Raw genomic sequence first — 26305 nt, forward strand, 5'->3', positions numbered from 1 at the left:
GCGGCGAACACCGGGAGAAATTGGTCTCATTACACCTTCATATTCTTCTTTGCGCATCTTATTTTCTTTGCGGTGGGAACTGTAAAGTTTGGTAAGGGTGCGTGGCGTTCTTGGCGACCTTCTTTGCGCCGTTGCGTGAAGCCTTTCCTAGGTTGTAGTTTTTTTCATGAACTCAAACGCTCCCTTACGCAGGTTGATGCCGTATTCCAAATATGCCTTAAGGCAGGCGAGGAAGTTGGCCCAGCCTTCGGTGTTTTCGATTAGCCATTTTAGGTTGGCTTCATTGATATCCTTTTCTTTTTCTTCTACCCGCACAATGACTGATTTGTCCGGTTGTTCTTCCAAACTTATCTTTACAGTCGTTTCCTTATCCCAGACAAAACTGATAGAACGGTTCTGCTCGATGGCAACCTGGTTTACTATACATTCATAATCTGGGAATTCCGGGAATTTCCAAATCAGTTCTTTTCCATCCTCAAGCCAACCGGAAGTTTCAGAAAGAAAGTACCGGGTTATCTTTTCAGGATTTACAATGCCATCAAAAATCTCTTCAATAGGCTTTTGTATTTGTATAGTGGCTTTTGGAGTTAGTTTCATTAAAGGGTTAATGGTTTAAAGGATTAAAGATTAAAGTTTAGAAGTTTGACTAATTCGTGGTCATGGGTATTTTTATTATTTGTATATCCGCTTTATTGCCAGTAAAAACCATCAACCAATGAAAAGTTGGCTGAAGGCAGGATAGATGGCAGCTACGGTCTTCGGTCATCGGTCTTCTGACTCCTTAAACAAGGAATTACTGGTTATTGGCATCATTGCGGATAATCATATTATATTATAAATAAAACTTATTTTAAATAAGATAACAATTCTTTAGCAATTTTGAATGAGGCGGGCATATAATTATTCATCTGCAGTAGCTCTTGCATTTTCCGCTCAAGAAGCTGAAATTGTAATCTTTACCAACCCTAAAACCTGTAGACATGACAATGACACATGCGCTAAATAAAACTGACTTTGGATCGGAGCAGAATATTGGGAAAGTGATTTCGGAGGAGGAAGCTCTTGAGCTGCTTTTCGATTGGGTAAAAAATGACAAATTGGCCTTTCACATGAAGCAGGTGGGCCATCTGATGAAAGCATATGCCTTACAGCACGGCTATGATGATCAGACTGTCCATATGTGGTACCTAGCTGGGCTTCTTCATGACGCAGATTGGGACCAGTGGCCGGATGAGCACTGCAGTAGGATCATAGAGGAACTGGAGCAAAGAAATCTTGACCCTAGAGTCATCAGGGCAATAGCTTCCCATGGGCCTCGGTATTTTGGTGTGGAGCCGGTTTCGGATATGGATAAGATGCTCTATGCATTCGATGAACTCTCAGGCTTCGTGCATGCCTATTCTCTAATGAGGCCTCAAGGCTACGAAGGTATGGAGGTCAAAGGCGTGAAGAAAAGGCTGAAAGATAAAAGTTTTGCCGCCCAGGTGAGCCGGGATGATATCAGCGATGCCAGTGAGAGGGCAGGGATATCCGTGGAGGAGTTGATTAGGTTTGTGATTGGGAATCAGTTGAGAGGGGAGTAGTAAATAAAACCTGCCAGGTTTGTACAGTAAATCAATGAAACCTGGCAGGTTTTTATTCATATCAAAATACACTCTTCACAATACCGCCATCCACTCGCAGGGCGGCACCGTTGATACCGGAAGCTTTGGAGCTGCAGACGAAGGTGACCAGGTTAGCTATTTCGTCTGGTTTAAGGAGTCGTCCCAAGATCGAGGTGGGACGGTTTTCTTTCATGAATTTTTTCATGCCTTCTTCAATGTCCACGTCCGAAAACTGTTCCTTGATCAGTTCCCTTACACTTTCCGTGTCGGTCGAACCGGGCATCACGGCATTTACCGTTACATCAGTGCCAGTGGTGAGTTCTGCCAAGTTGCGGGAAATTGACAGCAGCATGGTTTTCGTAGCTCCATAATGGGCCATGTTAGGGTCAGGGTTGACGGCTGTTTCCGAAGAAATAAAGACCACTCTCCCATGACCACGGTCAATCATCTTTTTGGCATAATGCTGACTCAACCTGACCGCACTCATGATATTTACATCAAAAATAGTCTGCCAGTCATCCTCGGTTTCTTCAAAGAAGGGGCTTGCCTCATAAAAACCAACGTTGTTGATCAAGATATCCACTTCTGGGTGGTCTTGGGTTATTTTTTCACAAGCTTCTTTTTTACCCAGATCTCCAACTGCGCTTTTGAATTTGTCACTGCCTGTTCTCTCTTTTAATTCTTTGATAGCCTTATTGACAGATTCCTCCGAGCGGCCATTAATGAGTACTTCTACTCCCTCTTTGGCGAGGGATTCTGCAATCGCGATTCCTATTCCGCCTGAGGAAGCCGTAACCAATGCCGTTTTGTTCTCCAATTTTAAGTCCATAATATATAAGGTTGTGGTTTAAGTAAATAACTGCTTATATAAAAGGTAGGAGCTTAAATTGTTTAGATGGGAAAAAAGACGGAAGACCGAAAGCTGTACGCGGAAAGTAAGGGGGCACGGAGTTACGCAGAGTTTGGAAGGGAGTTTCACAGAGTACTTTCTTCGCGGCCAAAGGATGAAATTAGGGATAAAATACTGAGAGCCCCATTTAAATGCAGTGCATTGAATGGGGCTCTCAGTAAAAAAAAACGGAGATAAACACCTGCTGGGCGCGAGAATGGAACAATGACAACCCTGACAACTTAGCCGGGGAGGCAAAGTTTACCTCCCGTGGAAGGCCGACCAATGGCGGGACAACTGCGAAGCGGACAACCACGTCACTTTTTGATTGGTCTCCTCACGCAGAGATTATCTTTCTTCGCTTTCGGCGTCAATGGATTCGTCGCTTACGGCTTCTAGCTCATCTTCCTCTTCAGTTTCGGATTCTTTTTCAACTCTTGCTTTTTCATTTTCAGAACGCACTTGGTCGCGGCGGGCCTGCTCCTCTTTTACCTCACTCACCGGTCGAAGGTTGGATGGAGGGGGCGGAAGTAGCTCCTCGTCATCTTTTTCATATGGGAATACCTCTACAATAGGGCTTTCTACTATGTCCGGCACGTTGAAGGAAACAAGCATGTTGCTCATGGATTCATATATCCTTTCATAGGCTTCCTTGACGTGGTGGGCGGTAATCAGCATGTACTGGGTTACCTTTTTTTCCTTGCCGCTATCGGCGTCGGCCACTACATAGGTTATTTTACATTTGTGCCAAATGTCGATGTCATCGTAAGGGAAAACATCAACAATATTGCTTTTGCCAATACTGGTCACCTGGAAATCCCCACGGATCACACTGCCCAACATATCGTAAATCCTGGCTTCAGCTTCGGTAAAGGATACCGCATCCACCAAATACTGTTCTGACACATTTTTGAGCAGTCCCTGCTCATTTTCCTTCGCGTATTTTACTTTACACAAAAACCAAGTTCTCATTGAATACTGTCTTAAGATTGACTGGCTAAGGTAAACATGAATTTGAGAAAGCCCAAAAAGTTAAGCCGGATTAATTGGCAGAATTTTTTCTGTATAATTGAAAACATCATTTTTATTACTTTATATTAGTCAAAAAAGACACCCTACATGTGGAATAAATTTTTTTACAGTTTTCCGATACAGTTGTTGATTCTTCATTTGCGTAAAAACATCTTGCTGATCGGTTTGTGGGTGCTATTGGGGGCGATAGCCCTTGAGGGCTTTGGTAAGGTGTTGGGCATTCCATATCTTTTCCTCGATCCGGAATACCTTAATAAGGTCAATTGGATGGGCTTTTTCTTCATGGGGATAGGGTTTGCCATCTATACGATGGCCTTTCATATGACCGTCTACATCATGGACGCCTCCAAATTCAAGTTTCTTGCCATCCTGCCCCGTCCTTTTCTTCAATTTTGCGTCAACAACGGCATCATACCGCTGCTGTTTTATATCGTTTATATTATCGCCGTTATCAGGTTTCAGTTGGACAATGACCTAGAAAACAACTGGGTCATTGCGCAGTTTCTCCTAGGGTTCATTGGCGGGACTATCCTGACTTTTGTGCTGCTTTTTATTTACTTTGGATTTACGAATAAGGACTTCTTTGTGCTTTTTGCCGATACTCTGGATAAGAAGCTTCGCCGAACCTCAATTCCTCGGGCCAATGTGATAAGCAGGTACAAGGACAGGAAAAAGAGCAGGGAAAAGGTCCTGACCTACCTCGATACTTCACTGCGGATAAGGGAGGTGCGACAGGACCTTTTCCGCTTTGAAGGAAACCAACTACTAAGGGTGTTTGACCAAAACCACCTCAACCTCTTTATCCTCCAGACTTTTCTGGTGATTTTTATCTTATTTCTGGGCTTCTTTAGAGAAGAAAAATTTCTACAGGTTCCAGCAGCTATGAGTTCCACTTTGTTGCTTGCCATCCTAACCATGGGAGTTGGGGCAATCAGCTTTTGGCTGAGAGGCTGGGCAACACCGGTGGCCATCGCTTTCTTTGTGGTGATCAATATGGCCTCCAAAACTACTTTGCTCAATAGACCACATACTGCGTTTGGACTGGATTACACTATTGATCCAAAGCCATACAACTTAGCCACTGTAAACGCCATACTTCATGCGGATACGGTTCAGAAGGACAAGGAGCGTACTTTGGAAATTCTCAACACTTGGAGGTCCAAATTTCCGGAAGGGGAAAATCCCAAAATGGTCATGGTAGCCACCAGTGGAGGTGGGCAAAGGGCTGCGCTTTGGACTGTCAATGTGCTGCAGCATATTCATACCAGAACTAAAGGGAAACTCTTTGAACGGACCCGGTTGATTTCGGGAGCCTCAGGAGGGATAATAGGGGCAGGGTTTTTCAGAGAGCTCTATTTAAGGTCATTAGAAGACCCGACTTTGGACATCACCGACTTTAGCTACCTGCAGCAGATTTCCTCAGATAACCTCAATCCGATAATATTCACCCTATTGGTGAATGACCTGTTGATTAGAAATCGATATTTTGACTACAATGGCAGAAGATATCTGCAGGATAGGGGATATGCATTTGAAAGCCAGCTCAACATCAACACGAAAGGAATATTGGATAAGCCGATCAGAGAATATGAGCAACCTGAAAGAGATGCACTCATACCTATGATGCCCGTAACTCCGTTGATTATCAATGACGCCCGAAAGCTCTTTATTTCCCCTCACTCCATGAGTTATATGGGGATTTCGATGGGAAGGGCCGACGGATGGAGGGAAAAAAGTCAGGGCATTGATTTCAAAAGATTTTATGCCAGCCATGATGCCGATAACCTAAGGTTTATTAGTGCCTTGAGGATGGGGGCGACGTTTCCTTTTATCACGCCAAATATTCAACTGCCATCTGACCCACAGATGGAAATCATGGATGCTGGTCTATCTGACAATTTCGGCGTACAGGATGCTATGCGCTTTTTGTATGTGTTCAATGATTGGATTAGTGAAAACACCTCTGGGGTGGTGTTGGTGTCCATCAGAGACTCAGAGAAATTTACCGAGATCGAAACTAAGTTACCGCCCTCTATTTTACAAAAGCTCATTACTCCATTGAAGAACATTTACATCAACTGGGATAACGTACAGACCTTACATAATGAAGTACTTTATAACTACATGAAGGAAATTCTTGAAGTGGAAATGGACCGGGTGGAATTTGAATATTCTACGAGGTCATTTGTGGAGGAACGTGAAGGCTTCCTGGATGCACGAGAGGAGGTCAAACAAGAGGAGGTGGATATACAGCGTGCCTCACTCAACTGGAGGCTAACAGCCCGGGAAAAACGCTCCATAATAGAAAGCATCCACAGCCCCTTTAACCAAAGGTCTTTAAACCGTCTTGAAGAAATGTTCGCTACTGATTAATTGACCTCCAGTTCTTCCTCCAATTTTTTGATGTTTTCAGGTTTGCCAACCACATAGACCACATCGCCGAGCTTGAAGCGGGTATCGCCGGTGAGGTCGGTAAAAGTGCGGCCTTTGCGTTTGATGGCTACTATATTAAGGCCCAGGTCTTCCCTGATATTCATTTCCTTAAGTTTAACGCCAATGTAATCCCCGGAATCCTTTTCCACCTTGAGGCTGACAAAATTGATTTCTGGAAGGTCGAAACCAAACTCTGACGTGGCGGTCCCAGTGGGACTACGGAACATCTCATAATTATGACTTCTGACCTCCTTGGTGAAATCTTCCACCTCATGTTTGGGAACCAGATATTTATTAAGTACGCGGGTAAAGATTTCAATACTGGTCTCAAACTCTTCTGGGATGACCTCGTCGGCGCCGAGTTTGATGTTTTCATCGATTTCATTCACGTATCTCGTTCTTACCATAAGAAAGGCATTCTGATTGAAATGCCGGATATTAGCTATGATGCCCTTGGTAGCATCACTATCTGAAATGGCAATTACCACTACCCTAGCGCTATGGATATTTACATGTTCCAATTTAGACTCATTAGCTGCGTCACCATAGATGATGGGTTCTCCGTTAGCCGATTCGGTTCTTACTGTTTCCGGGTTCATTTCGATGATAGCATAGGGGATATTTGCCTTTTTTGCAGCACGTGAAAGGTTACGGCCATTCAGACCATAACCGATGATGATCAGGTGGTCTTTCAGCGTATTATCTTCCTCTATCCCAGGTGCAGGAGTATCCTTATCGGGATTGATTTTTTTCTTAAGTTTTGTTGGCAGGGGTACTCTTCCCACTTTGTAGGCAAATTGAACTCTTTTCTTCAACACAAAGGGGGTGATTGCCATTGTTAGGATTGATATGGCCAGGAAGTACTGATAGGTATTGTTATCCAGGAGGTTATACCTGAACCCTTCCTTGGCTAGCAATAGGGAGAATTCACCAACCTGAAAGATGGAAAATCCCACTATGAATGCTTCTTCCAATGTAGCTCCTATGGATTTGACCGCTATTGTGGCAATAAGGAATTTTACCAAAAAGGTGAGTATAACCAAACCTGCGATAATCAGGAAATGCTCATACAGGAAAGTCACGTCAAACAACATCCCAACGGATACGAAGAAAAAGCTGAGGAAAATTTCCCTGAAGGGTAGAATTTTACCTGTAGCCTGGTGGCTGTAATCCGATTCACTGATAATTAAGCCCGCTAAAAAGGCGCCGAGACCCAAAGAAAGACCCAAAAGGGAAGTAAGGTATGCAACTGCGAAACAGGTTACAATGATAGTCAAAAGAAAAAGCTCTGCATTTCTGGTTTTAGCAACCCTGAAAAGCAAGTTGGGCATAAGATATTTGGCGCTCAGAATCGTAAGGAGAATTACAAGAGCACCTTTTAAAGCCATGTAAAGCAGGGACAGGGCAATGTTATCAGACTCGCCCGCAAGCATGGGGGTAAAGAGCATGAAAGGTACAATGATGACATCTTGGAAGATCAGGATGGCAAGGGTGGTCCGGCCTGAGATGGTGTTGACTTGTCCGGCTTCCTGTAGGAGTTTGAGCACAATGGCCGTACTACTGAGTGCAAATAGGAATCCAAAGAAAACAGCAATGTTCCAGTCAAAGCCTAAAAAGTAGGAAAAAATCGTGGTCGTGGCAATGGTCAGGCCGACCTGCAATGCTCCCCCTATAAACACTGCTTTTTTGATACTCAGCAGGCTTTTTAGAGAAAATTCCATACCTATGACGAAAAGCAGCAGGATAACGCCGATTTCAGACAGGACTTCCACTGTTGTAGAAGCAGTCACCAGGGAAAGACCATAAGGTCCCGCTATAGCTCCGGTAAGCAAAAAACCGATAATAGTGGGGATTTTAAACCTGGTAAATATGAGAATCACCAATGTGGCCAACCCAAAAATGACCACTATATCGGAAAGCATAGGGAGTTCAACTGAAGCTAAAATGAAATTCATGGGGTAGTGGTTGCAATTTAGGTATGTTGCAAAAATAAGGGAAAAATTATTACTGGCCGGTCAGTTGAGGTAGTTTAAAGTTTAAAGAGTAACGTTTAAGATTTAGCTATCTGCTATCCCATTAAACTTTAAACGTCCGCTGCAAGCGGACATTTAACCTTTAAACCTTAATATGCAAACCCAAACCTCTTGTAAATAAAATGCATGAGCCAGGCGGGGCCGATGAGGAGGAATTGGATGTCTTTGATGAAGGAGGGTTTTTTGCCTTCGATTTTGTGACCGTAGAACTGCAAGATCCAAGCTAGAATGAAAATCATAAGGCTGATAGCCCATAGAGGGACAGGGGAGAGGATAGAAATGAGGTTGGCTACAGCCAGGCAAATGGCTGAAAATAAAAACATGCCCAATGCCAAGGGAGGTGAAAGCAACACATAATATATTAGAACTATAGCCAAAACCAAAGTCGCCCAGTTAGAAAAATTGCCTAACAGGGGCCGAAGATCCTCCAGTGGACCCGCCGGAATACTGAAAACCAGGCCGACAATACTGAAAAAAATAGCCGGAACACAGATCCAGTGAATAGTTTTATTGGTGGGGTTTTGGTGGCTTACCCCATATTCGGCCAGTAATTCGTCAATCTTTCTCATTTTCCCATTAGTATAAATGTATCTTATATTTTAATCCAATCATTAATATACTAAATTGGGCTGAATATTTTGATACAATTTTATGAATAGATGTCGGATGTACAATAGCTTCGGTCATCCAACATCCGTCATCGGACATCCAAACTTCTTTTATGCTAAGTTACTGGGAAGAGAAAAACTTCGTTAATTATGATTTTATAGTAGTGGGTGCGGGGATAGTAGGTCTTTCCACTGCCATTCATCTAAAGGTGAAATTCCCCGATAAGTCGGTGTTGGTTTTGGAAAGAGGCATATTTCCTAGCGGAGCCAGTTCCAGAAATGCCGGGTTCGCCTGCTTTGGAAGTCTTACTGAAATTTTGGATGACCTTTATCACATGGATGAGGATGAGGTGTTAGAACTTGTGGCCAGACGATATAGTGGACTATCGGAGATCAGAGAGGTTTTCGGAGACCATGATCTCGGCTATGAGGATTTAGGCGGCTTTGAAATGTTCCGGGAGGAGGACCATCGAAGCCTGGAAAAGATTTATCTGGTTAATTCCTTGCTAAAAGACCTTTTTGGAGAGGATGTGTTTCACATAGAAAAGGACGTGAAAAGGTTCGGCTTTTCACCCGTTGTAAAAGCTGTGGTAAGAAATGATCTGGAAGGTCAGTTGGACTCAGGTAAATTCCTTAAAGCTTTGTGGAGTAAGTGTCATTCGCTTGATGTACAATTACTGACAGGTGCAGAAGTAACCGAAATTGACAAACAGAATGGGGTAGTGAAGGTGAAAAACCCGGTCTATGATTCGCATATCGAGTTTTTTGGCCAAAATATTGCCATCTGCACCAATGCTTTCACCAAGCAGCTGCTCCCTGATATTGAAATGAAACCTGGACGGGGGACAGTGTTGGTATCGGAACCCATACCAGGGCTGGCATGGAAAGGTGCTTTTCATTTTGACAAAGGTTACACCTATTTTAGAAATGTAGATAATAGGATTCTTATAGGCGGTGGAAGAAATATGGCTTTTGACGATGAGGAAACTGATATTTTTGGGGTAAATCAAGTTATAAAAAATTACTTGGTTAAGCTGACCCATGAGGTAATTTTTCCCAAACAGCCTATCAAATTTGAAATGGAATGGTCGGGGATCATGGCATTCGGTTCTAATAAAACTCCCATCGTCCAGAAACTCAATGAGCGCACAGGGGTAGCCATCCGCATGGGTGGAATGGGCGTAGCAATAGGTTGGCAGGCCGCCAAAGAGTTAGTAAACCTGTTTGAAAAGCCTTAAAATCAGATATTTTTTATTAATTTCAACGTTTATATAATACTGAAGCGTACTTGATGTTGACAAAACAGAAGCAACCAAGCCTATTAGAGGCTATATTTCCAATAGCATTTCTTATCGTTTTATTGGTCATTAATATTGGAATTTTTGGAACTGATGGTTTGTCTGGTTCCAATCAGATGGTATTGGTGATTTCCTCAGCTGTAGCTGCACTTGTAGCTGTTTTTAGGCTGAATTATAAATGGGAAACATTGCAAGATGGGATTGTCAAGAGTATCAGTGCGGCGATGTCATCCATCTTAATTTTATTGCTTATCGGTTCGTTGGCCGGGACCTGGATGCTTAGTGGCATCGTTCCGGCAATGATTTATTATGGCCTGCAAATTCTGAATCCTACCATATTTCTGATAGCTGCCTGTATCGTGAGTGCCATTGTCTCGATCGCGACAGGGAGTAGCTGGACGACTGTGGCCACGGTTGGGGTAGCGCTTTTGGGAATTGGCCGGGCCTTAGGTTTTGAGGAAGGCCTAATTGCTGGAGCTATTATTTCAGGAGCTTATTTTGGGGATAAAATGTCCCCGCTTTCAGATACGACCAACCTTGCGCCTGCGATGGCCGGTACTGACCTTTTTACACATATTAGACACATGGCAAAAACCACCGTCCCTTCAATAATCATCGCCTTGATCATCTTCGGAGTGATTGGTTGGATGAGTAGTGCTGAAGGTTCGGTAAGGCAGGTAAAGCAGATATCGGAGGTTATACTAGAAAAGTTCGAGATCAATGGTTGGCTATTTATCGTTCCAGGAGTGGTTTTGATCATGATTTTGAAAAAAATACCTGCTGTGCCAGCGCTATTGACAGGAGCCTTGCTGGGCGGGGTATTTGCTGTAATTTATCAACCAGATATCATAGTTGCCTTGGCTGATGCGCCTGATCAAGGGTTTGCCTATCAGGCTTTTAAATCTGTGATGATGGCCCTATACGGGGAAATCAGTGTGGTGACGTCCAATGATGTGGTCAACGAGCTTTTGATCACAGGAGGTATGGCCGGAATGCTCAATACCATTTGGCTCATTATCTGCGCGATGATTTTTGGCGGGATTATGGAGGAAAGTGGAATGCTAAGAGTAATTGCAGAAGCGGTGATTAGAAAAGTGCACTCTTTGGGTTCACTGATCGCTTCCACGGCCGGAACCTGTATGTTTTTCAACGTCACCACATCCGATCAATATCTGGCTATTTTGGTGCCGGGCAGGATGTATGCCGACATATATAAAAAAAGAGGATTGAAGGGAGAGAACTTAAGTAGAACTTTAGAGGATAGTGCCACTGTTACATCTGTGTTAGTTCCATGGAACACCTGCGGTGCCACTCAGGCCTCTGTTTTGGGGGTAGCTACGCTGACTTATTTGCCGTATTGTTTTTTTAACATCATCAGTCCGTTCATGACCATCCTGTTCGGTTATCTGAATATCGGTATCAATTACTACTCTAAAGAGGAGATGGAAGAAATCAAAGAAAAAGAAGAAGAAGTGGCTGTATGATCCCATTAAGAATATCAAAAACAGAAGTAAATGAATTGCCATTGGGTCAGTTTGAAGGGGAGATTATCTTAATTGACGACTACAAAGACATTCCTGAATTAATAAGGGACTTTGGCCAGGAAAACAGATTAGGCTTTGACACCGAAACCCGGCCGGCTTTCCGAAAGGGAGTAATGTACGATGTGGCCCTGTTGCAGCTATCAACCCAAGAAAAAGCATACTTGGTACGCTTGAATCAAGTGGGCTTTCCTGATTCTCTGAAAGAGCTTTTGGAGGAACCTTCGATAGTGAAAGTGGGAGCAGCCGTAAGAGATGACCTTAAGGCCCTCAAGAAACTCAACAAGACTTTTCAGCCCCAGTCCTTTTTTGACCTTAATGAGGAACTCAAAAAAATAGGTTTCCATAACGTAGGCGTGAGAAATCTCAGCGCCATGGTGCTGAACATCCGGATTTCAAAGTCAGAGCAGGTCTCTAACTGGGAAGCCGACTTGCTCACCGAAAAGCAGAAACGATACGCAGCCACCGATGCCTGGGCCTGTTTGGAGATTTTTCATGAGTTGGAGAGAAAGGGGTATTTGGAGGAGTTGTTTAAGAGGGGATATTGAGTACCATGTACCAAGTATTCCAGATTTTGACGTTTTTCTTTCTTAGTTAACGCCTATAATGTATTTGTGGTAACCGATTAAACCCTTAAACAGTCCCCGAGACGCCTATAGCACAGCTATGCGTCTCGGGGACATTAAATCTTTAAACTCACCGATTTAATTTCATCAAGCTTTTCCATCACTACCTCATAATTAGCCTCTCTCACGCGTATTGCCATTTTGCAGGTGTTGTCGAAGTCTTGGGATTTGATAGTAAGGTCGTAGTCTTTGATGAGACGCATGACATCGTTCATGTCCAGATAATCAAAGGTGAACTTGATGGGAATGGTTACTATTTCGGTGATGATTTCGTTGTTTTCTATGGCCTCAGCCGCTGCGGTTTTGTAAGCGGAAATCAATCCTCCGACCCCTAATTTAGTACCTCCAAAATAGCGAACTACGACAATTAGTACATTGGTCAGATTGTAAGACCTTATCTGACCCAAAATGGGGTCTCCGGCAGAATGGTTAGGTTCCCCATCATCGTTAGCCCTAAATTGCTCCTGATCTTTTCCCAGCATGTAAGCATAGCAGTGATGGCGGGCATCATAATACTTTTTGCGTAGAGCCTCCTGTTTTTCCTTGATTTCCTCTTCATCGCTGACCGGGTAGGCAAAAGCCAAAAATTTACTTCCTTTTTCTTTATAAAGGCTTTCTGATTCTCTAGCAAGGGTTAAGTAGGTGTCGTCCATAGGAGGTGCAAGTTACTAGATTGAGATTCAGGAATCAATTTTCATCTCCAACTGATTAAAACCAGCGCTATTAATGACATGCCTACTCCGATCAAATTGATTGGCATTAATTTGTCCTTGAAAAAAGTAACTGAGACCAAGGTGCCGCTGATGATGATGCCAATGTTGACCAAGGGGTAGATAAGTGCGCCATTGCCGCCGAAAGCTTCCAGGCTTTTTAGGAGAAAGATCATGGAAAAGTAATTGGGGAGCCCCAGCATCAAGCCTCCCAAAATGGCTTTGCGGGATATGGTCAGCTTTAAATAAAATAACCTGCCAAGACCCCAAAGGAATGTAAGGATAAAGATGGAGGTGACAAATACAGCATCATCAGCCGGGCTGAGATAGTTGATGTTGGCAAAATTGATTAAGGTATCCAGCATGCCTCCTAAGAGGAAAATGGAAATGGGCAATAAAATAGCAGCACCTCTCGGAAGGGTAATGTCTCTTTTTTCTTTTTTTATGGAAGCCAGCACGATTGCCACTAAGGCCAGGACGATTCCCAGATAATTGAGGGATGTGAAAGCGGCTTGACCCTTAGAGAATATGAGCAGACTGAAGGAAACGGGGATGACCAGGGAAAGCTTAGAGGCAATAGCGCCAACTGTTACCCCAAAAAGCTGGGTTGTTCTTGCCATCAGGGTGAAGGTGAGAATGAAAGCAAAGCTTAGAAATACAGCCAAGTAGCCCCAGGAGGGAAAGGCTTCTATCTGGGTAAATGAGCTTTTCAAATCTGTGAAGTTAAAGAGTAACCCAGTGACTACGCAGAAAAAGTAATTCATGGTAATGGCCGGAAAAGTAGGTATGCCCAGCCTGGGATAGAGGCGGAAAACCACAAAGATGAGCAGGTTTGCCAGGATACAGAGTAACAAATAAATCATGGGCGGTAAAATTTGGAAGAAATAGGCAAATAAAAAAGTTATATTCGTCTGTATGGTGCCATTAGTTACTGTTATCTGTACCTGTTGCAATCAGGAAGTCTTCATCCAATCTGCCTTGGACAGCGTTTTGGAGCAAAAAGGTGTGGAGGTTGAGCTTTTTGTGATTGATAATGGCAGTATGGATAACAGCAGAAAGAAAATTGAGCAATGGGTCGCTGAAAATCCCGGCTTGGCTGCAAATCTGATTTTTAGAGATGAGGCGATCAACTATTGCCGCTCATTCAATGAGGCTTTAAAATTAAGCAGGGGTGAGTATTTGGTAGACCTTTCTGGTGATGATAAGCTGCTTGAAAGGCATCTGGAGAAGTCTGTTCAAAAGCTGCAAGCTAACCCTTCTGCGGCAATTTGCTTTTCTGACGCCATGATCGTGGAGGGGGGTAAAAAGCATGGTTTCTATGAGAAAAACCGCTTCGGTCCTCCAGTCATTGATTGTGGAGATGTGTACGAAAAAGTGATTTACCAGTATTGTATTTCTACTGTGACGATGGTGTTCAGGACCTCTTTTCTAAAAGAGGTTAGTGGTTATGATGAAAGCTTAGTGTATGAGGATTTTGATATTGTCTGCAGGCTAGCTAGGAAACACCCATTTTGCTTCAGTGAGCATGTGGGAGTGGAAAAAACTCAGCATGCTACTAATTTTTCCTTGCAGCAGTACAAATCTAAGGATTCTAAGTTTCTCTGGAGCACGCTCTGGGTTTGTCAAAAAATCCGAAAAATGAACCGCACCGAAACCGAAAACCGCAATCTATCCAAAAGAACCCTTCATGAAGCCAAACATGCCTTGTTATCAGGTAATAGGGAAGTGGCGAGGGAGTTTTTAGGGTTGGCCGAAGAGTTGGGGTATTTGGGAGTGAGGGGTCGGGTGATGAAAATGATTTGTTAAATACGAGGTACTATTTGTTAAGTACGAGGTACGAAGGACGAAGAAAAATTTAAAATAAAAATAAGGTAACAGAGTTTCACAGAGTCTTGTTCGTGGAGAAATTTTGGGAAACTAGTTTTTTAAAATTTCCTTTTCTGCGAAGTGGCCTTCCCGATCCATTTCATTACTCGGGACTATGCCGTGAAACTCCTTTTAAAACTCGGTGTAACTCTGTGTCCCTTTTTTTCTAGCTAACCTACAATCACCTCTAAGATTCCGTCTTTGCGGAAGTAGGTCTGAGCAATGCGCTGGACGTCGTCGGAAGTGAACTGGCGGATGAAGGCAAGTTGATCTTCGTAAAAATCGTATGAGAGGCCGGCTTGGTTGACGTTTTTGAAGCGGCTGATCAGGTCAAAAGCTGAACTGAAACTGGATAGAAAGTGGCCAATCATGTAGTTTCTTAGGGTTTCCAGCTCATCTGGTCCCACCTGGTGTTGCTGTAGCTTTTCAATTTCAAGATAAACCTCGTCAATTACTAAATCAGCATTTCCCTTTTGCACATCGGCCATGACAATCCAGTAATCAGATAATCTCAGGCTACCAATAGAGCTGTAGATTCCGTAGGTGTGGCCTTTGTCTTCACGGATATTCTTGATAAGTCGGCTGCCGAAATAGCCACCCAAAATGGTATTGAAAACCGTAAGGGCATGGTAATCGGGATGTGTTTTGGGTATGAGGTGTTGGCCGAGACGAAGACTACTCTGCACGGCTTTTTCCCTGTGTTCAGCCAATCTGCGTTCAGGATAAATATCATAACCCGGAAGAGTACCATTCATTTCCAGAACTGAGAGGTCTTCAAAGTTTTTAGAAATGGCATCAATTTGTGAATCAGAAAGGTTTCCGGTAATGTAAATTTCAGGGTTGACCATTAAGGAGGTTTGGTAGAAATCTACCAAATCTTGTCTAAAAACATTTTTTACATCTTCTTCTTCGCCTACAAATCCATATGGGTGGTTTTGGCCAAATAGGGCCTTGCGATAAAGCTGGTTGGCTCTTGCACCTGTTTCCTCTCTTTGGATAGAAATAGTCAATTCCTTTTGAGATTTACGTTTAGCCAATTCCTTTTCTGGGAATACCGCTTCGGTAAACAATGATCTAAACACAGGAAGCACTTCCGAGAAATGTTTTTTAGTGGTAAGAAGAGACATACCACTTTGCTCAAAAGCACTGATGACATTCACCTCGGAGGCATAATGGTCAAAAAAGGTGTCGATCTCAGCCGAACTCATGCTTTTGGTTCCTTCCAACAGCATGTGTAGGGTAAAAAAAGGGACCAATGCTTTGCCAGGAGGCAAAAGGTGTTTGTTGGCTTCAGTGATTACTTCCAGTTTTACCGCATCGATATGCGGGGTATGGATGAAGTAGAGGTTGATGCCGTTTTTTAAAGTATGCTTAGTAGGGTGGGTAAGGGTAATGTTTTCGGGTATCTTAAAGTCGGGTGCTTTGCTCCGGTCTAATGTCATTATCTTGGAATGTTATAGGCTAGTGAGAATCTTAACGTCTCAGCTAAAGGATGGTTTTGAACCTGTGGCACTAAATAGGAAAAATCAAATCCGAAGCGCTGGTAATTAAATCCCACTCCCATGGTGAAATATTTTCTGCCACCCTTGTTGATGTTTTCATGGAAATAGCCTGTTCTGACCATAAATTTCTGGTCATAGGCATATTCAGCGCCAAAAGAAATCATGAATTCCTGCATCTCCTCCCTGAATCCTCCTGGTGCGTCAAAGAAAGAACCAAACATCCCACTTATCAGCGGCCTATTTGGGTCACGTCCGCTTTCTATTACCAAATTACCTTGATTGTCAGTCACCAAATTGCCTTGTTCATCTCTGGCGTAAATGGGAGGAGTTGGTACCATTAATTTATTGAGGTCGAAGGCCAAAGTCAGGCGGTTCATTTCATCCAACGGAAGGTCCAAGGCGGTACCTATTCTGAAGTTGGTAGGAATGTAATCGAGATCTTCGATGCTATTGTAAGTCAGTTTCGGGCCGATATTGGAGATATTTACACCCCAAGACCAGAAGGCTTCCTGACCAGCTATCGCCACCTCATCGCGATAATAAACACCGATGTCTGTTCCTACACTGACACCTGGACGACCTTCATTCCCGCCTCCCGCACCCACGTTTCCGCTTAGGTTGGAGTGAATAAAACGGGCTGAAATACCCAATGACAATACATCTGATAATTTCCTTGCATATGTACCACCTATGGCAATGTCTCTTGGGGTAAATTCACCAAGTTCATTTCCTCTGCCGTCGGTAAGTTGAATGTCACCCATATTGAAATAGCGCAGGTCTATCCCAAATGCGGAAACATCATCAATTCTTTTATATCCAGTTAGGTAATTCAATGACATATCAGGTACTAACCTTCCTAGCCAGGGGCTGTAAGAAAGAGAAAAGCCCATTTGATCATCAATGAAAGCTAGTTTGGCGGCATTCCAATGTGCGGAATTTGCATCGGGTGTGGTGGCCACACCCACGTCACCCATGGCGGAGTGGCGGCTATCCGGAGCAAAATTCAAAAATGGTACGGCTGTGGTGATTGGTCTACGGTTTCTGTCCTGTCCGGAAAGCAAAGCAGAGTTTTGCGCGTGCAGGGCGGAAGCCGTAAGAAGAAGCAAGGATAAAAAAGTAAATCCTTTTAAAGAGATTGAATTTATTTTCATTGAATAATTAGTTTCCCGCTCTTAGAATCAGAAGTTCCGTCGGTTTCTGACCGGAGCTCTAGTTTGTAAATATAAGTCCCTTTTGCCGGATATTTTGTTTTGGTATGCAAAAAAATCCATTCCAGGTCGTCAAGCTCCGCATCTGCATGAGGATAACGCTTGGAATAGGTGAAAATTTCACCTCCCCATAAATTGTAGACTTTCACATCAACCGAGATATCCTGTCCTGGCCGGTTGTGTTGTAGCCTAAACCTTGTGCTGCTGCTGGCTGGGTTGGGGTACACCGCTTTGCTGAGTATCTGAAGCTGCCTACTTCCTTCTACCCGAAACTCAAGGGTAGCAATTGAGATATTTCCATAGAGATCATGTGCGGTGAATTCCAAGGTGTTGAGTCCCTCCTCAAAACCTTCCAAAATAGTAGCGATGGCGCCATTTTTATAGCCATTGCCCAAGGCTCTATATTCGGCTGCCAAGATTTTTGGGGCTCCACCATTAAGAGATATCATGGGCTGCCAATCAGGGTTTTGCTCCGAAATGAAAATCCCGCTTTCATCCTTCAGAAAGATAAATAAAGGCGATTGGGTGGAGGAAATGATGCTTCGGTGATCCTCTGGGTCAAATAGACTTAATCGTATTTGGGGTCCCTCAAAGTCACTAGCTGGGGGAGGTTGATTCTGAATGAATACCTCCGAAGCACTAAAGGCAGTCTGGCCAGACTCGTCGTGTGCAAATATTTTTAGTTGGCCTCTCCCGAAATCTTGGACAGGCTCTGGAAGTATGAATTCCGTTTGCAACACGCCGTTTTCAATTTCCCCCGTACCTCTGAAGAGGGTTTGGTTTTCGTCCAGATAATTAGTTGAGGCTTCTGTATTTCCCAGCGTTTCTTTACGCTGGGGATGGTCGTAGAATGAAAGTGTAAAACTGCCATTGAAATTGGTCAAGTGGCTGCCTGTAAGAGGGTCGGTGATATGAGCTTTTAGGGCAGTATTTTCAAATGATCTTAGCGTATCGACTTGCACTTCTGAAATAGAAAAGTCCGGTAGAGAAGTGGCAAGTTCGGGCAAAGCTATCCGCATGGAGGGGTCTCCGATGAGGGAAAAGCTTTGGTTGTTTTGGCCCGTCGTGCCGTTATTTTTGGTCTCTTTATAGATTTCGCCTAAAGTAAGATTCTGGCCATAAGGCTTACGGAAAGCTGCTTCCAAGAAGGCCCTGTTGATGGCGTAATTAGAGGAGCTGAATACGGGTCTGCCTGTGGTTAGCAGGGCAATGGCACCTTTGTTGGGACGTATGAGCATTTCTTCAGCACCAGAGCGAAGAAATGGGCTATCTTGTCTTCCAAATTCACAGGTGGCCGTTACCAAAATGGGCAGGTTGGCTTGGGTTGGCCAATCTTCAAGCTGGGAGACATGGAAAACCTGTTCTGCAGTGAGCACTTCCTCATTACCGTGACCCACAAAGTTTATCAACAAGACACCTTCCCGGACCTGTTCAATCAGAGTTTTTGCAGCAGAAGGATAACGGTTGTTATTATGGTCCTTTTCAAAATTATCCAAGTATAGTTTATTCAACCTGAGTTCAGGATGCTGCTCATGAAGGAAGTTGGCGTGGCGTTCCGAATCATTGAGGTGAAGGTGGTTGTCTCCGTCATCTGCAAAAAGGAGTACCTTTCTCTGCCACTCGCCTTTGCTTTTTTCGTCTTCATCGTATGCAATCAATTTGTCCACCATGTTTACCGCCTCCTGTACGTTAATGGCGGGTAGGCGTCCAACACCAATTTGGAGATTATCGTCCTCAAAGCCCAGTTGAGCAAAAAAATCATCGCTGCTGAAAGTTGCTAGAGGATTTAGGCTTTCTGGGGAAGTGAAGGTAGGAACTAGGTTTGGTCTTCCACCAACGATTCCTTTATAGTCGAAGGTGCCTTTGCCGAAGAAAAGGACATGCTGCAACTGACCCCCTTGGTGGTATTCATTGGCAATGAAGTTTCTGACAGCGGAAACATCCCGGTTGCCATAACCCCATGAGTTATAAATTTCATCCAAAGTCACTACAGATGTTTTTACTCCTCGCTTACTTCTAAAATCAGCTAGGCGCTGGGCCTGGGTTTTGAGCAAGGGAACCGTAATAATCAGCATGTTTGCTCCGACAGATTCCGACCGTAAATTCAAATCCACTAGAGTCAAGCTTGAGACTGTTTTGGAAGAAGCTTGGTCAAAAACAGCAACCTTGGAAACTCCTGAGCCGTGCAAACCTGGTGACAAAAGTTGGGAGCTTCCATCTGCTTGAATTGCCAAAGTGTATTTTTCCTCAGGGGCAAAAAAATCATCTTGGTCCATGATATGGAAAATTCCAGAGGATTGGCTGCTGAGTTTTACGGGAAAACCTATAGTAAGATAATCTAAATACCCCATGCCGTTTGGATTGGCACTTTGATATTGAAGACTGACTTTTACACCTGATGAGGCGTTGAAGGAGTGGAATCCTTTGGCCATTGCTGTTCGGCCTTTAATGCCATAAGTGGTATTAGGGATAGCTTCTATCGTTAGTTGTTCGATTTCTTCATCATTGAGACGGAAGCTGTAGCTATTACTGCCGGTCGATTGCCCAAGGACGTTAAAATCATAATAGAAAGGAAGCTCACTTTGGGATGAGGGGAAAAACAGGTTTTGGACCTGACCGTTGAGGCTGCGGTTTCCCCACCACTGTCGGCCAGAGTTGAGTAGGTTGTGCGTTTCCCCCTTTTGGGTAAAAAGCTGATACACAATAGTTTCGCTTTCTACTGGGGAACTAGCTTCAACTTTTTCTACTTTGCGGCTAGGTTCCAAGCCCGTTTGAATCAAATAATGAAGGGTGTCGCTATAAGGGTGGTGATGGTAGCTTAGGTCGGTTTGCGTAAAGTGAGGTCCGGAAGCGTAAAAATAAAGTTCTCCCCCAATTTCTAAGGTGTGCAATTCTTGTAAGGAATTATAACCACTATCCAATAGAGATGGGAGACTCCCTTGATGGCCAAAGATTCTTACTCGGGAAATGCTGCTGCCCATTTGGGAGGCTTGCTGTGCGGTGATTTTGTAAATGCCTTCCTCTGTAATGGGGAATTTATAGTAATTGCCTTGAGCCAATGAATATAATGGCCCGCCCAGGCATAGGATTAACAGAAATAAAAAGTGGTATGGATTAAACTTTCCCATCGCTTTGCACAAGCCTCTCAATCATCGACAGTACAATGTAGGAAATTATTATGAAAGGTATGCCTGCCAGCCCGGCGAATAAGAGACTGGCCACTGCAATGAGGATAACCAAATACCTAAAGATATTTCCTTCCAAGCCAAATGACTTGAATTTCAAAGCTATCAATGGGAGTTCAGCTACCAAAAGGTAGGACATCAGAAGAGTCAAAATAACCAGAAAAATCGGGTTATAGATTATTTCAGCCGCTGTTTCCGACTTTTCCGCCAGAAATGGCAAGGTGGAAAGTAAGAGTGCTGTTGCCGGTGTGGGTACCCCGATAAATCTGTCCGTCTGTCGGGTATCAATGTTGAATTTGGCCAACCTGAATGCTGACATCACCCCAATAGCGAATCCAATAAATGGTAGATACGGTTCTGAGGAGGCGCTTTCCAGCAATTTGAAAACGATGAAACTTGGAAGTACTCCAAAGGTGACCAGGTCAGCCAAGGAGTCCATTTGCTTGCCCATCTCCCCGGAAACTTTCAGTAATCTTGCTGCAAACCCGTCGAAAAAATCGAAAAAAGCTGCCGCAAAAATAAAATACGCTCCATAGGTTATCTGTCCCTCAAGGACAAAATAAATTCCAGTCATCCCTGAAATCAGGTTCAATGCTGTCAGGGAGTTGGGAATGTGTTTTTTGATCATCAAAATCTGGCCCTTTCTCCTACAAACGGATTGTGGATTTTTTCTTGGCCAATGGTGGTCTCGGGCCCATGTCCAGGGTAAACTACCGTCTCATCAGGAAGGGCAAACATCTGGGTTTTGATGGCATGAAGTAGGGTGTGATGATCTCCGCCTGGCAGATCGGTCCGGCCGATACTTCCTTCAAACAGGGTATCACCCCCGATGCAGTTGCCTGATTCTTTATGGTAAAAAACTACATGGCCAGGTGCATGACCAGGTACCCAAAGCACCTGCAAAGTTGTATTACCAAACTTTACATCCTGACCTTCCTTCAAATATTCGTCGATGGAAGTTGGCTCGTATTGCTGAAAGCCGTAATTGGAGGCGTAGGATTCCACAGATTTGAGTACTACCTCATCATCGGCATGAACATACAGGTCCACGTTATATTTTCTTTTTACAAATGCATTACCCAGCACGTGGTCGATATGGCAATGGGTGTTGAGTAACATCACTACTTTAAGATCTTTGGACAGAATGAAGTTGTGAAGCATATCTTTCTCTTCTTTTTCATAACAGCCTGGGTCAATTATGACGGCCTCCTTGGTTTCGTCATAAAGGACATAAGTGTTTTCCTGAAAAGGGTTGAAGGTAAAAGATTTTATCTCTAGCATGTTGGAATCATTTTCAATGAATGCCAAAAATAACAAAGAAAGACTTTAATTTTGGGCATGGAAGTAGATTTTTTACTCATAGGGCAGGGACTTGCCGGTACAGTATTGTCTCATCGTCTCATTCAGGCCGGTAAGCGGGTTCATTTGATTGATGAACCATCTGAAAATCGGAGCACCCGAATAGCGGCGGGACTATATAATCCCATAACTGGGAAAAAGATGGTTAAAACTTGGCTTGCCGATACGCTTTTCCCTGAGATTGCCCCACTATATCAAGCTTTAGAACATAAGCTGAAGACCCAGTTTTTCTACCCCACCAAAATTTACAGGCCGTTTTTATCTATTGAGGAACTCAACGAGTGGATGGGAAGAAGTGGTGACGAGAACTTCCAAGCCTATATAGACAGTATTCAGAATAAGCCCCTTTATCAGGAGGTGGTGAATCCTTTTGGGGGTGTGATGCTAAAAAATTCGGGTTATGTTGATCTTAATCGGATGTTGGACAGCTACCAAAGTTACCTAATAGAGGAGGGGTTTTTGACTCATGAAAAATTCGAAGAAGAGAAGCTATTAGTAGATGGTGCACAGGTTGAATACAAAGGCATAAAGGCCTCCAAGGTCGTGTATTGTAATGGATTGGGTTCGATGGAAAGCAGATTTTTCAGGTTTTTACCATTTGCTCCAGTAAAGGGGGAGGTGCTTGAAATGGAAGAGAGTTTCCAGCCTCAGGAAATCATCAACAGGGGCGTATTTAGGATTACTTTGCCGGATGGAAAACTAAAGGTGGGATCCACATACAGCAAGGATGACCTTGAAACTGGCATCACTGAAAGGGCTAAAAAGGAGATTTTGGAGAAGTATGACAAGTTAATTAGCAATGGAGAGAAAAAAATTATTTCTCACCGTTTTGGCATCCGGCCAGCTACCAGAGACAGGAAGCCATTTTTAGGTAAACATCCTGAATATGAAAGCGTTTATATATTTAATGGATTTGGAGCAAAAGGTGTTTCGCTTGTCCCATATTTGAGTAAAATAATGTCGAATCTGTTACTTTTGAATCAGGAAGTGGATAAAGATGTTAATATAAGTCGTTTTTTTAAGTATATTTAAGAGAGTGTTTACCCTACATACATGAAGCTGAGATTACTGTTAGTATTGAGTTTTGTGCTACTTTTTGGTTTTACTCCTGAAACCAAAGCGCAATTTGACCGGGAGAGGTTCGGAAAAAACCGTGTTCAACATAAGAACATGGAGTGGTCCTTTTATTCTTCCAACAATTTTGAAGTCTACTATTATGATGGTGGCCAAGCCAAAGCCCGAATGGCAATTGATTACCTGGAGTCGGAGTTTGACCGCCTCACTCAAATGATCGGATATGTGGCCTATACCAAGCCTAAAGTCTTCATATACAATTCCCGCGAAGACCTTCTTCAAAGTAATCTTAACCTCAACAAAAACGAATATACTGTAGATGGTCAGACTTATTTTAGTAAGTTACTTGCTGAAGTACCTTTTACTGGAGAATATCCTGAATTCAAAGAAGAACTGATCTACGGGGTTTCCAAGGCCATCATTGAGGAAATGCTTTATGGTTCATCTATTGCCGATGCCTTTCAGTCCAATTTGATCAACAGCTTTCCAGAGTGGTTTGTGGATGGTGCGGCATTGTATCTGGCTAAAGGCTGGAGTAGGGAAATGGATGATTTTGTGCGGCATTATTTACACAACAATCCCCGTCCAAGAATGCACCGGTTGAGAGATGAGGAAGCGGGCTTAGTAGGGCAGTCCATTTGGAATTTTATTGTAGAAAAATATGGACGCAGATACATTTCTAGTATACTCAACCTTAGCCGAATCAACAGAAACGAGGAAAACAGTATTGCCAATACTATAGGTACAAATTATAGAAACTTTTCTGAACAGTGGAGAGGGTATTACGTCAATTTGAACGAACCCGTACTTTCCACTTTTAAGGAGGTCAATGAAGAAAAGGTCATCGCCACTACTAGTGGAAGAAGATTAGGAAGTATCAATGATGTTAAATTTAGTCCTGATGGGAAAAATCTAGCTTATGTGCTGAACAACAATGGAAAGCATAGGGTGATCGTCAGAGAACTGAACTCAGGACGGGAAAGAGCGGTTTACCGTGGTGGCTATAATGTGGATGACCAGCGGCCAAACTTCACCTCACCCGTGATTGCTTGGAAGGATACTTTAAACCTAGCCATAGCAACTTTCAGAAGGGGCGTATCTACTTTGAGACTTCGTGCCATTGATGGTAGCGGGCAGGATAAGATTTTCTTGAGAAACCTCACGCAAATTTTAGATATTGATTTCAATTCCAATGGTCGAAACATGGTGTTATCGGCGATCTCCAATGGCAAAACTGAGGTCTATACACTCAATATGAGAGGTCAAGGTCGCAGATTGACCAATGACGTATTTGATAATATCAGCCCGGTATTTTTAAATGATAGTACAATTGTATTTTCATCCAATAGGACAGACCTACCGGATAGTCTTTTAAATGAGCGGATATTCGATATTTCAAATCTTCCAGATTATTACAATCTGTTTAGGATTGATGTAGGTGATTCAATCGTAACTACAAGGCTTACAAATACGAATACAAAAAACTTTAAACCTAAGGTTCTTAACAGAAATTTCATACTTCACCTGAGTGATCAAAGTGGAATTATGAACGTCAGCAGGTATGGTCTAGGTTCCTCGGTATCCAGCCAAGTTTCTGCCTTCAACAAGAGCTTGATAGCATTTGATTATTCTCCGGAGACCAATCAATGGGCGTATGCAGTACAAGATGGCATCCAGAGTAAATTAGTGCTGGAAACCTTTCCCAACCTTGACCAATTTACTCCGAGTACGCCCAGGGTGCAACTGGCCCAGGCTAAGTTGTTGAATGAACGTGTTTCCACCCGAAGGGATAGACGAGAAACCCCGTTAGCAAGAAGGACTCGGGAGCCTGAAGTTCGGCCGGAGGATGTTGCTATTGACACGATAGCACCTACACCACCTGTAGAAATTAATCTGGATGACCTTTTGATCGGGGGGGCGGCGAGAGACACTGTACCTACTACCCCCCAGACTGGGACAATCAATATTGACAGACTAAGGTTTGAAGGGAGGGGAGGAGTAGATACTGATAATTATGTTTTCGATACCATTCCTGAAGTGGATAGGACTACAAGGCTCGCCGGAGCGGGAAGGAGTACTGCATTGGATGCTTATAGGCAGCAGACTATGCAAAAACGCGTGACAGGCCCTGCTACCTATGTGCCAAGGTTCATTGCTAGCAGTCTCAATACTAATTTTGTGGTGGATCCCTTGAGGGGCTTTGGGGTTAGTTTGAATGCTGAAATGACGGATCTTTTGGATAATCATGCTTTTAGGGGTGGGATTATGGCAACATTGGATTTCAGGTCTGGGTCAGATGTATTCTTTGAATATGAATATCTAAAACAGAGAATAGATGTAAGGGCAAGATTTGACAGAAGAGCTATATTATGGGCTGAGGGGATCGAGACTTTTCAGCGATATGTATTGACTAAGACCGAAGTTGGTATAAGTTATCCATTTACAGTTCACTCTCGAGTGATGCTAGCTCCCTTTGTGGCCAAATCTCAATATTTCAACCTAAACCCTGATTCGATAATTCGAGGAGGGGAAGGTATGGATAACAGGCTTGACATTAATTATGCTGGCGGTCGTGCTGAGTTTGTTGTAGACCGGACCAATCAATTGGGGCTCTATATGGAGCAAGGCTTTAAAGGTAAAGTTGGTTTCATGCACTATCAAGGTTTGAATGCAAGCGAACGGTCATTCAGTAATGCCTACTTGGATATAAGAAACTATCAAAAAATCTCCAAAAACATCACATTGGCCACACGCCTTTTTGCGGGGTCTTTTTTTGGAAACAATCCTCAAACCTACATGGTCGGTGGGATGGATAATTGGTTGTTTAACCAGTTTTACCAACCTCCAGCCAATAGACCTGAGGCAAGTCCAGTACGAAATCCGACGGGTAGAGAAAACACAAATTTGCTGTTTGCGGAGTTTGTTGACTTGAGAGGATATGATTATGACGAAATTAGAGGTAACAATGTAATCACCTTTTCCGCAGAATTGAGGGTGCCGATATTTTCATACCTTTCCAGGGGTAATATTGCCTCCAACTTCGTGAAAAATTTCCAGTTAGTTGGATTCTATGACGCCGGGTCTTCTTGGAATGAAGCAGCACCCTGGGAAAGAATCAATGATAGGAATACTGAAGTGATTGATACAGAAGGTTCTCCTTTTAATATAACAGTAAATAATTTCAATAACCCATGGCTTCAAAGTTATGGAGCAGGCTTGCGAACCGTACTTCTTAATTACTATGTGAAATTCGATGTCGCCAGACCGGTGAGGAATTATGCTGAGGAAAGGACAAGATTTTACGTAACGTTGGGGTATAATTTTTAGCCCAATTAAT

20 protein-coding genes are annotated in these 26305 nt (G+C 43.3%); 8 read left to right on the forward strand and 12 right to left on the reverse strand.

The genetic code is table 11. The features are described from left to right. Positions 1-147: 147 nt before the first annotated feature. Positions 148-597: an SRPBCC domain-containing protein gene (locus tag FPL27_RS07225; RefSeq protein ID WP_143960452.1), complete on the reverse strand. Its 450-nt coding sequence runs from the start codon at positions 595-597 to the stop codon at positions 148-150. A gap of 383 nt (positions 598-980) precedes the next feature. On the opposite strand from FPL27_RS07225, the gene FPL27_RS07230 reads away from it, so the two are divergent. Continuing rightward, positions 981-1583: an HD domain-containing protein gene (locus FPL27_RS07230; protein WP_143960453.1), complete on the forward strand. Its 603-nt coding sequence runs from the start codon at positions 981-983 to the stop codon at positions 1581-1583. Positions 1584-1644: 61 nt separating this feature from the next. On the opposite strand, the gene FPL27_RS07235 is transcribed toward FPL27_RS07230, so the two are convergent. Then, complete coding sequence (locus FPL27_RS07235; RefSeq protein ID WP_143960454.1) at positions 1645-2433, reverse strand: SDR family NAD(P)-dependent oxidoreductase; 789 nt, start codon at positions 2431-2433, stop codon at positions 1645-1647. Between the two features lie 408 nt (positions 2434-2841). Next, entirely contained in the window at positions 2842-3465 is a 624-nt protein-coding gene (locus FPL27_RS07240; RefSeq protein WP_143960455.1) for a DUF4494 domain-containing protein, read from the reverse strand. A 147-nt stretch (positions 3466-3612) separates the two neighbouring features. On the opposite strand from FPL27_RS07240, the gene FPL27_RS07245 reads away from it, so the two are divergent. Beyond that, a complete protein-coding gene (locus tag FPL27_RS07245; RefSeq protein ID WP_143960456.1) occupies positions 3613-5898 on the forward strand; it encodes a patatin-like phospholipase family protein in 2286 nt (761 codons plus the stop codon). Here the strand turns inward: FPL27_RS07245 and FPL27_RS07250 are convergent. Together FPL27_RS07250 and FPL27_RS07255 are read right to left on the reverse strand one after the other, a co-directional pair. Further along, on the reverse strand, positions 5895-7913 hold the full coding sequence (locus FPL27_RS07250; RefSeq protein WP_143960457.1) for a cation:proton antiporter: 2019 nt from the start codon (positions 7911-7913) through the stop codon (positions 5895-5897). The two genes, FPL27_RS07245 and FPL27_RS07250, sit on opposite strands and share 4 nt — an antisense overlap. Before the next feature lie 167 nt (positions 7914-8080). After that, positions 8081-8560, reverse strand: coding sequence for an Mpo1 family 2-hydroxy fatty acid dioxygenase (locus tag FPL27_RS07255; protein ID WP_143960458.1), 480 nt, complete (start codon positions 8558-8560; stop codon positions 8081-8083). A 152-nt stretch (positions 8561-8712) separates the two neighbouring features. Here FPL27_RS07255 and FPL27_RS07260 point away from each other — a divergent pair, with 152 nt between their 5' ends. Genes FPL27_RS07260 through FPL27_RS07270 form a run of 3 tightly spaced genes read left to right on the forward strand, consistent with a single transcriptional unit; the run spans position 8713 to position 11986 of the window. Continuing rightward, the gene (locus FPL27_RS07260) at positions 8713-9837 is read left to right on the forward strand and encodes an NAD(P)/FAD-dependent oxidoreductase (protein WP_143960459.1); all 1125 of its coding nucleotides are present in this window, start codon (positions 8713-8715) and stop codon (positions 9835-9837) included. Positions 9838-9890: 53 nt separating this feature from the next. Beyond that, entirely contained in the window at positions 9891-11381 is a 1491-nt protein-coding gene (gene nhaC / locus FPL27_RS07265; RefSeq protein WP_143960460.1) for a Na+/H+ antiporter NhaC, read from the forward strand. Then, positions 11378-11986 carry a 3'-5' exonuclease gene (locus FPL27_RS07270; protein ID WP_143960461.1) on the forward strand — a complete coding sequence of 203 codons (609 nt, stop codon included), beginning with the start codon at positions 11378-11380 and terminating at the stop codon, positions 11984-11986. The genes nhaC and FPL27_RS07270 overlap by 4 nt, the downstream gene beginning before the upstream one ends. 134 nt (positions 11987-12120) lie before the next feature. On the opposite strand, the gene FPL27_RS07275 is transcribed toward FPL27_RS07270, so the two are convergent. Both FPL27_RS07275 and FPL27_RS07280 read right to left on the reverse strand, forming a co-directional pair. Next, positions 12121-12717, reverse strand: a complete 597-nt coding sequence (locus FPL27_RS07275) for an IMPACT family protein (RefSeq protein ID WP_143960462.1) — start codon at positions 12715-12717, stop codon at positions 12121-12123. A 41-nt stretch (positions 12718-12758) separates the two neighbouring features. Beyond that, the gene (locus FPL27_RS07280; protein ID WP_143960463.1) at positions 12759-13637 is read right to left on the reverse strand and encodes a hypothetical protein; all 879 of its coding nucleotides are present in this window, start codon (positions 13635-13637) and stop codon (positions 12759-12761) included. Positions 13638-13689: 52 nt separating this feature from the next. Between FPL27_RS07280 and FPL27_RS07285 the strand changes: the two genes are divergently transcribed. Continuing rightward, positions 13690-14580, forward strand: coding sequence for a glycosyltransferase family 2 protein (locus FPL27_RS07285; RefSeq protein ID WP_143960464.1), 891 nt, complete (start codon positions 13690-13692; stop codon positions 14578-14580). A 230-nt stretch (positions 14581-14810) separates the two neighbouring features. On the opposite strand, the gene FPL27_RS07290 is transcribed toward FPL27_RS07285, so the two are convergent. From FPL27_RS07290 to FPL27_RS07310, 5 genes are read right to left on the reverse strand one after another with little or no spacing between them, the layout of a single operon-like run. Then, positions 14811-16082, reverse strand: a complete 1272-nt coding sequence (locus FPL27_RS07290; protein ID WP_143960465.1) for a M16 family metallopeptidase — start codon at positions 16080-16082, stop codon at positions 14811-14813. Further along, positions 16082-17293, reverse strand: coding sequence for a type IX secretion system outer membrane channel protein PorV (porV, locus tag FPL27_RS07295; protein WP_143960466.1), 1212 nt, complete (start codon positions 17291-17293; stop codon positions 16082-16084). Before porV ends, FPL27_RS07290 begins: the two co-directional genes overlap by 1 nt. Next, the gene (gene porU / locus FPL27_RS07300) at positions 17290-20478 is read right to left on the reverse strand and encodes a type IX secretion system sortase PorU (RefSeq protein ID WP_143960467.1); all 3189 of its coding nucleotides are present in this window, start codon (positions 20476-20478) and stop codon (positions 17290-17292) included. The genes porV and porU overlap by 4 nt, the downstream gene beginning before the upstream one ends. Next, a complete protein-coding gene (gene pssA, locus FPL27_RS07305) occupies positions 20465-21166 on the reverse strand; it encodes a CDP-diacylglycerol--serine O-phosphatidyltransferase (protein ID WP_185974320.1) in 702 nt (233 codons plus the stop codon). The genes porU and pssA overlap by 14 nt, the downstream gene beginning before the upstream one ends. Beyond that, positions 21163-21816: an MBL fold metallo-hydrolase gene (locus FPL27_RS07310; protein ID WP_143960469.1), complete on the reverse strand. Its 654-nt coding sequence runs from the start codon at positions 21814-21816 to the stop codon at positions 21163-21165. Before FPL27_RS07310 ends, pssA begins: the two co-directional genes overlap by 4 nt. A gap of 57 nt (positions 21817-21873) precedes the next feature. On the opposite strand from FPL27_RS07310, the gene FPL27_RS07315 reads away from it, so the two are divergent. Both FPL27_RS07315 and FPL27_RS07320 read left to right on the forward strand, forming a co-directional pair. Beyond that, positions 21874-22926, forward strand: coding sequence for an NAD(P)/FAD-dependent oxidoreductase (locus tag FPL27_RS07315; protein ID WP_143960470.1), 1053 nt, complete (start codon positions 21874-21876; stop codon positions 22924-22926). 21 nt (positions 22927-22947) lie between these two features. Continuing rightward, the gene (locus FPL27_RS07320; protein ID WP_143960471.1) at positions 22948-26295 is read left to right on the forward strand and encodes a PD40 domain-containing protein; all 3348 of its coding nucleotides are present in this window, start codon (positions 22948-22950) and stop codon (positions 26293-26295) included. Positions 26296-26305: the final 10 nt, after the last annotated feature.

The sequence above is a fragment of the Litoribacter populi genome, from assembly GCF_007483685.1.
In the GTDB taxonomy this organism is placed as follows: domain Bacteria; phylum Bacteroidota; class Bacteroidia; order Cytophagales; family Cyclobacteriaceae; genus Litoribacter; species Litoribacter populi.

What these genes read in the sequence shown, in the direction of transcription:
- FPL27_RS07225 (WP_143960452.1), bottom strand. Translation starts at nt 597, where the DNA reads ATGAAACTAACTCCAAAAGCCACTATACAAATACAAAAGCCTATTGAA.
- FPL27_RS07230 (WP_143960453.1), top strand. Translation starts at nt 981, where the DNA reads ATGACAATGACACATGCGCTAAATAAAACTGACTTTGGATCGGAGCAG.
- FPL27_RS07235 (WP_143960454.1), bottom strand. Translation starts at nt 2,433, where the DNA reads ATGGACTTAAAATTGGAGAACAAAACGGCATTGGTTACGGCTTCCTCA.
- FPL27_RS07240 (WP_143960455.1), bottom strand. Translation starts at nt 3,465, where the DNA reads ATGAGAACTTGGTTTTTGTGTAAAGTAAAATACGCGAAGGAAAATGAG.
- FPL27_RS07245 (WP_143960456.1), top strand. Translation starts at nt 3,613, where the DNA reads ATGTGGAATAAATTTTTTTACAGTTTTCCGATACAGTTGTTGATTCTT.
- FPL27_RS07250 (WP_143960457.1), bottom strand. Translation starts at nt 7,913, where the DNA reads ATGAATTTCATTTTAGCTTCAGTTGAACTCCCTATGCTTTCCGATATA.
- FPL27_RS07255 (WP_143960458.1), bottom strand. Translation starts at nt 8,560, where the DNA reads ATGAGAAAGATTGACGAATTACTGGCCGAATATGGGGTAAGCCACCAA.
- FPL27_RS07260 (WP_143960459.1), top strand. Translation starts at nt 8,713, where the DNA reads ATGCTAAGTTACTGGGAAGAGAAAAACTTCGTTAATTATGATTTTATA.
- nhaC (WP_143960460.1), top strand. Translation starts at nt 9,891, where the DNA reads ATGTTGACAAAACAGAAGCAACCAAGCCTATTAGAGGCTATATTTCCA.
- FPL27_RS07270 (WP_143960461.1), top strand. Translation starts at nt 11,378, where the DNA reads ATGATCCCATTAAGAATATCAAAAACAGAAGTAAATGAATTGCCATTG.
- FPL27_RS07275 (WP_143960462.1), bottom strand. Translation starts at nt 12,717, where the DNA reads ATGGACGACACCTACTTAACCCTTGCTAGAGAATCAGAAAGCCTTTAT.
- FPL27_RS07280 (WP_143960463.1), bottom strand. Translation starts at nt 13,637, where the DNA reads ATGATTTATTTGTTACTCTGTATCCTGGCAAACCTGCTCATCTTTGTG.
- FPL27_RS07285 (WP_143960464.1), top strand. Translation starts at nt 13,690, where the DNA reads ATGGTGCCATTAGTTACTGTTATCTGTACCTGTTGCAATCAGGAAGTC.
- FPL27_RS07290 (WP_143960465.1), bottom strand. Translation starts at nt 16,082, where the DNA reads ATGACATTAGACCGGAGCAAAGCACCCGACTTTAAGATACCCGAAAAC.
- porV (WP_143960466.1), bottom strand. Translation starts at nt 17,293, where the DNA reads ATGAAAATAAATTCAATCTCTTTAAAAGGATTTACTTTTTTATCCTTG.
- porU (WP_143960467.1), bottom strand. Translation starts at nt 20,478, where the DNA reads ATGGGAAAGTTTAATCCATACCACTTTTTATTTCTGTTAATCCTATGC.
- FPL27_RS07310 (WP_143960469.1), bottom strand. Translation starts at nt 21,816, where the DNA reads ATGCTAGAGATAAAATCTTTTACCTTCAACCCTTTTCAGGAAAACACT.
- FPL27_RS07315 (WP_143960470.1), top strand. Translation starts at nt 21,874, where the DNA reads ATGGAAGTAGATTTTTTACTCATAGGGCAGGGACTTGCCGGTACAGTA.
- FPL27_RS07320 (WP_143960471.1), top strand. Translation starts at nt 22,948, where the DNA reads ATGAAGCTGAGATTACTGTTAGTATTGAGTTTTGTGCTACTTTTTGGT.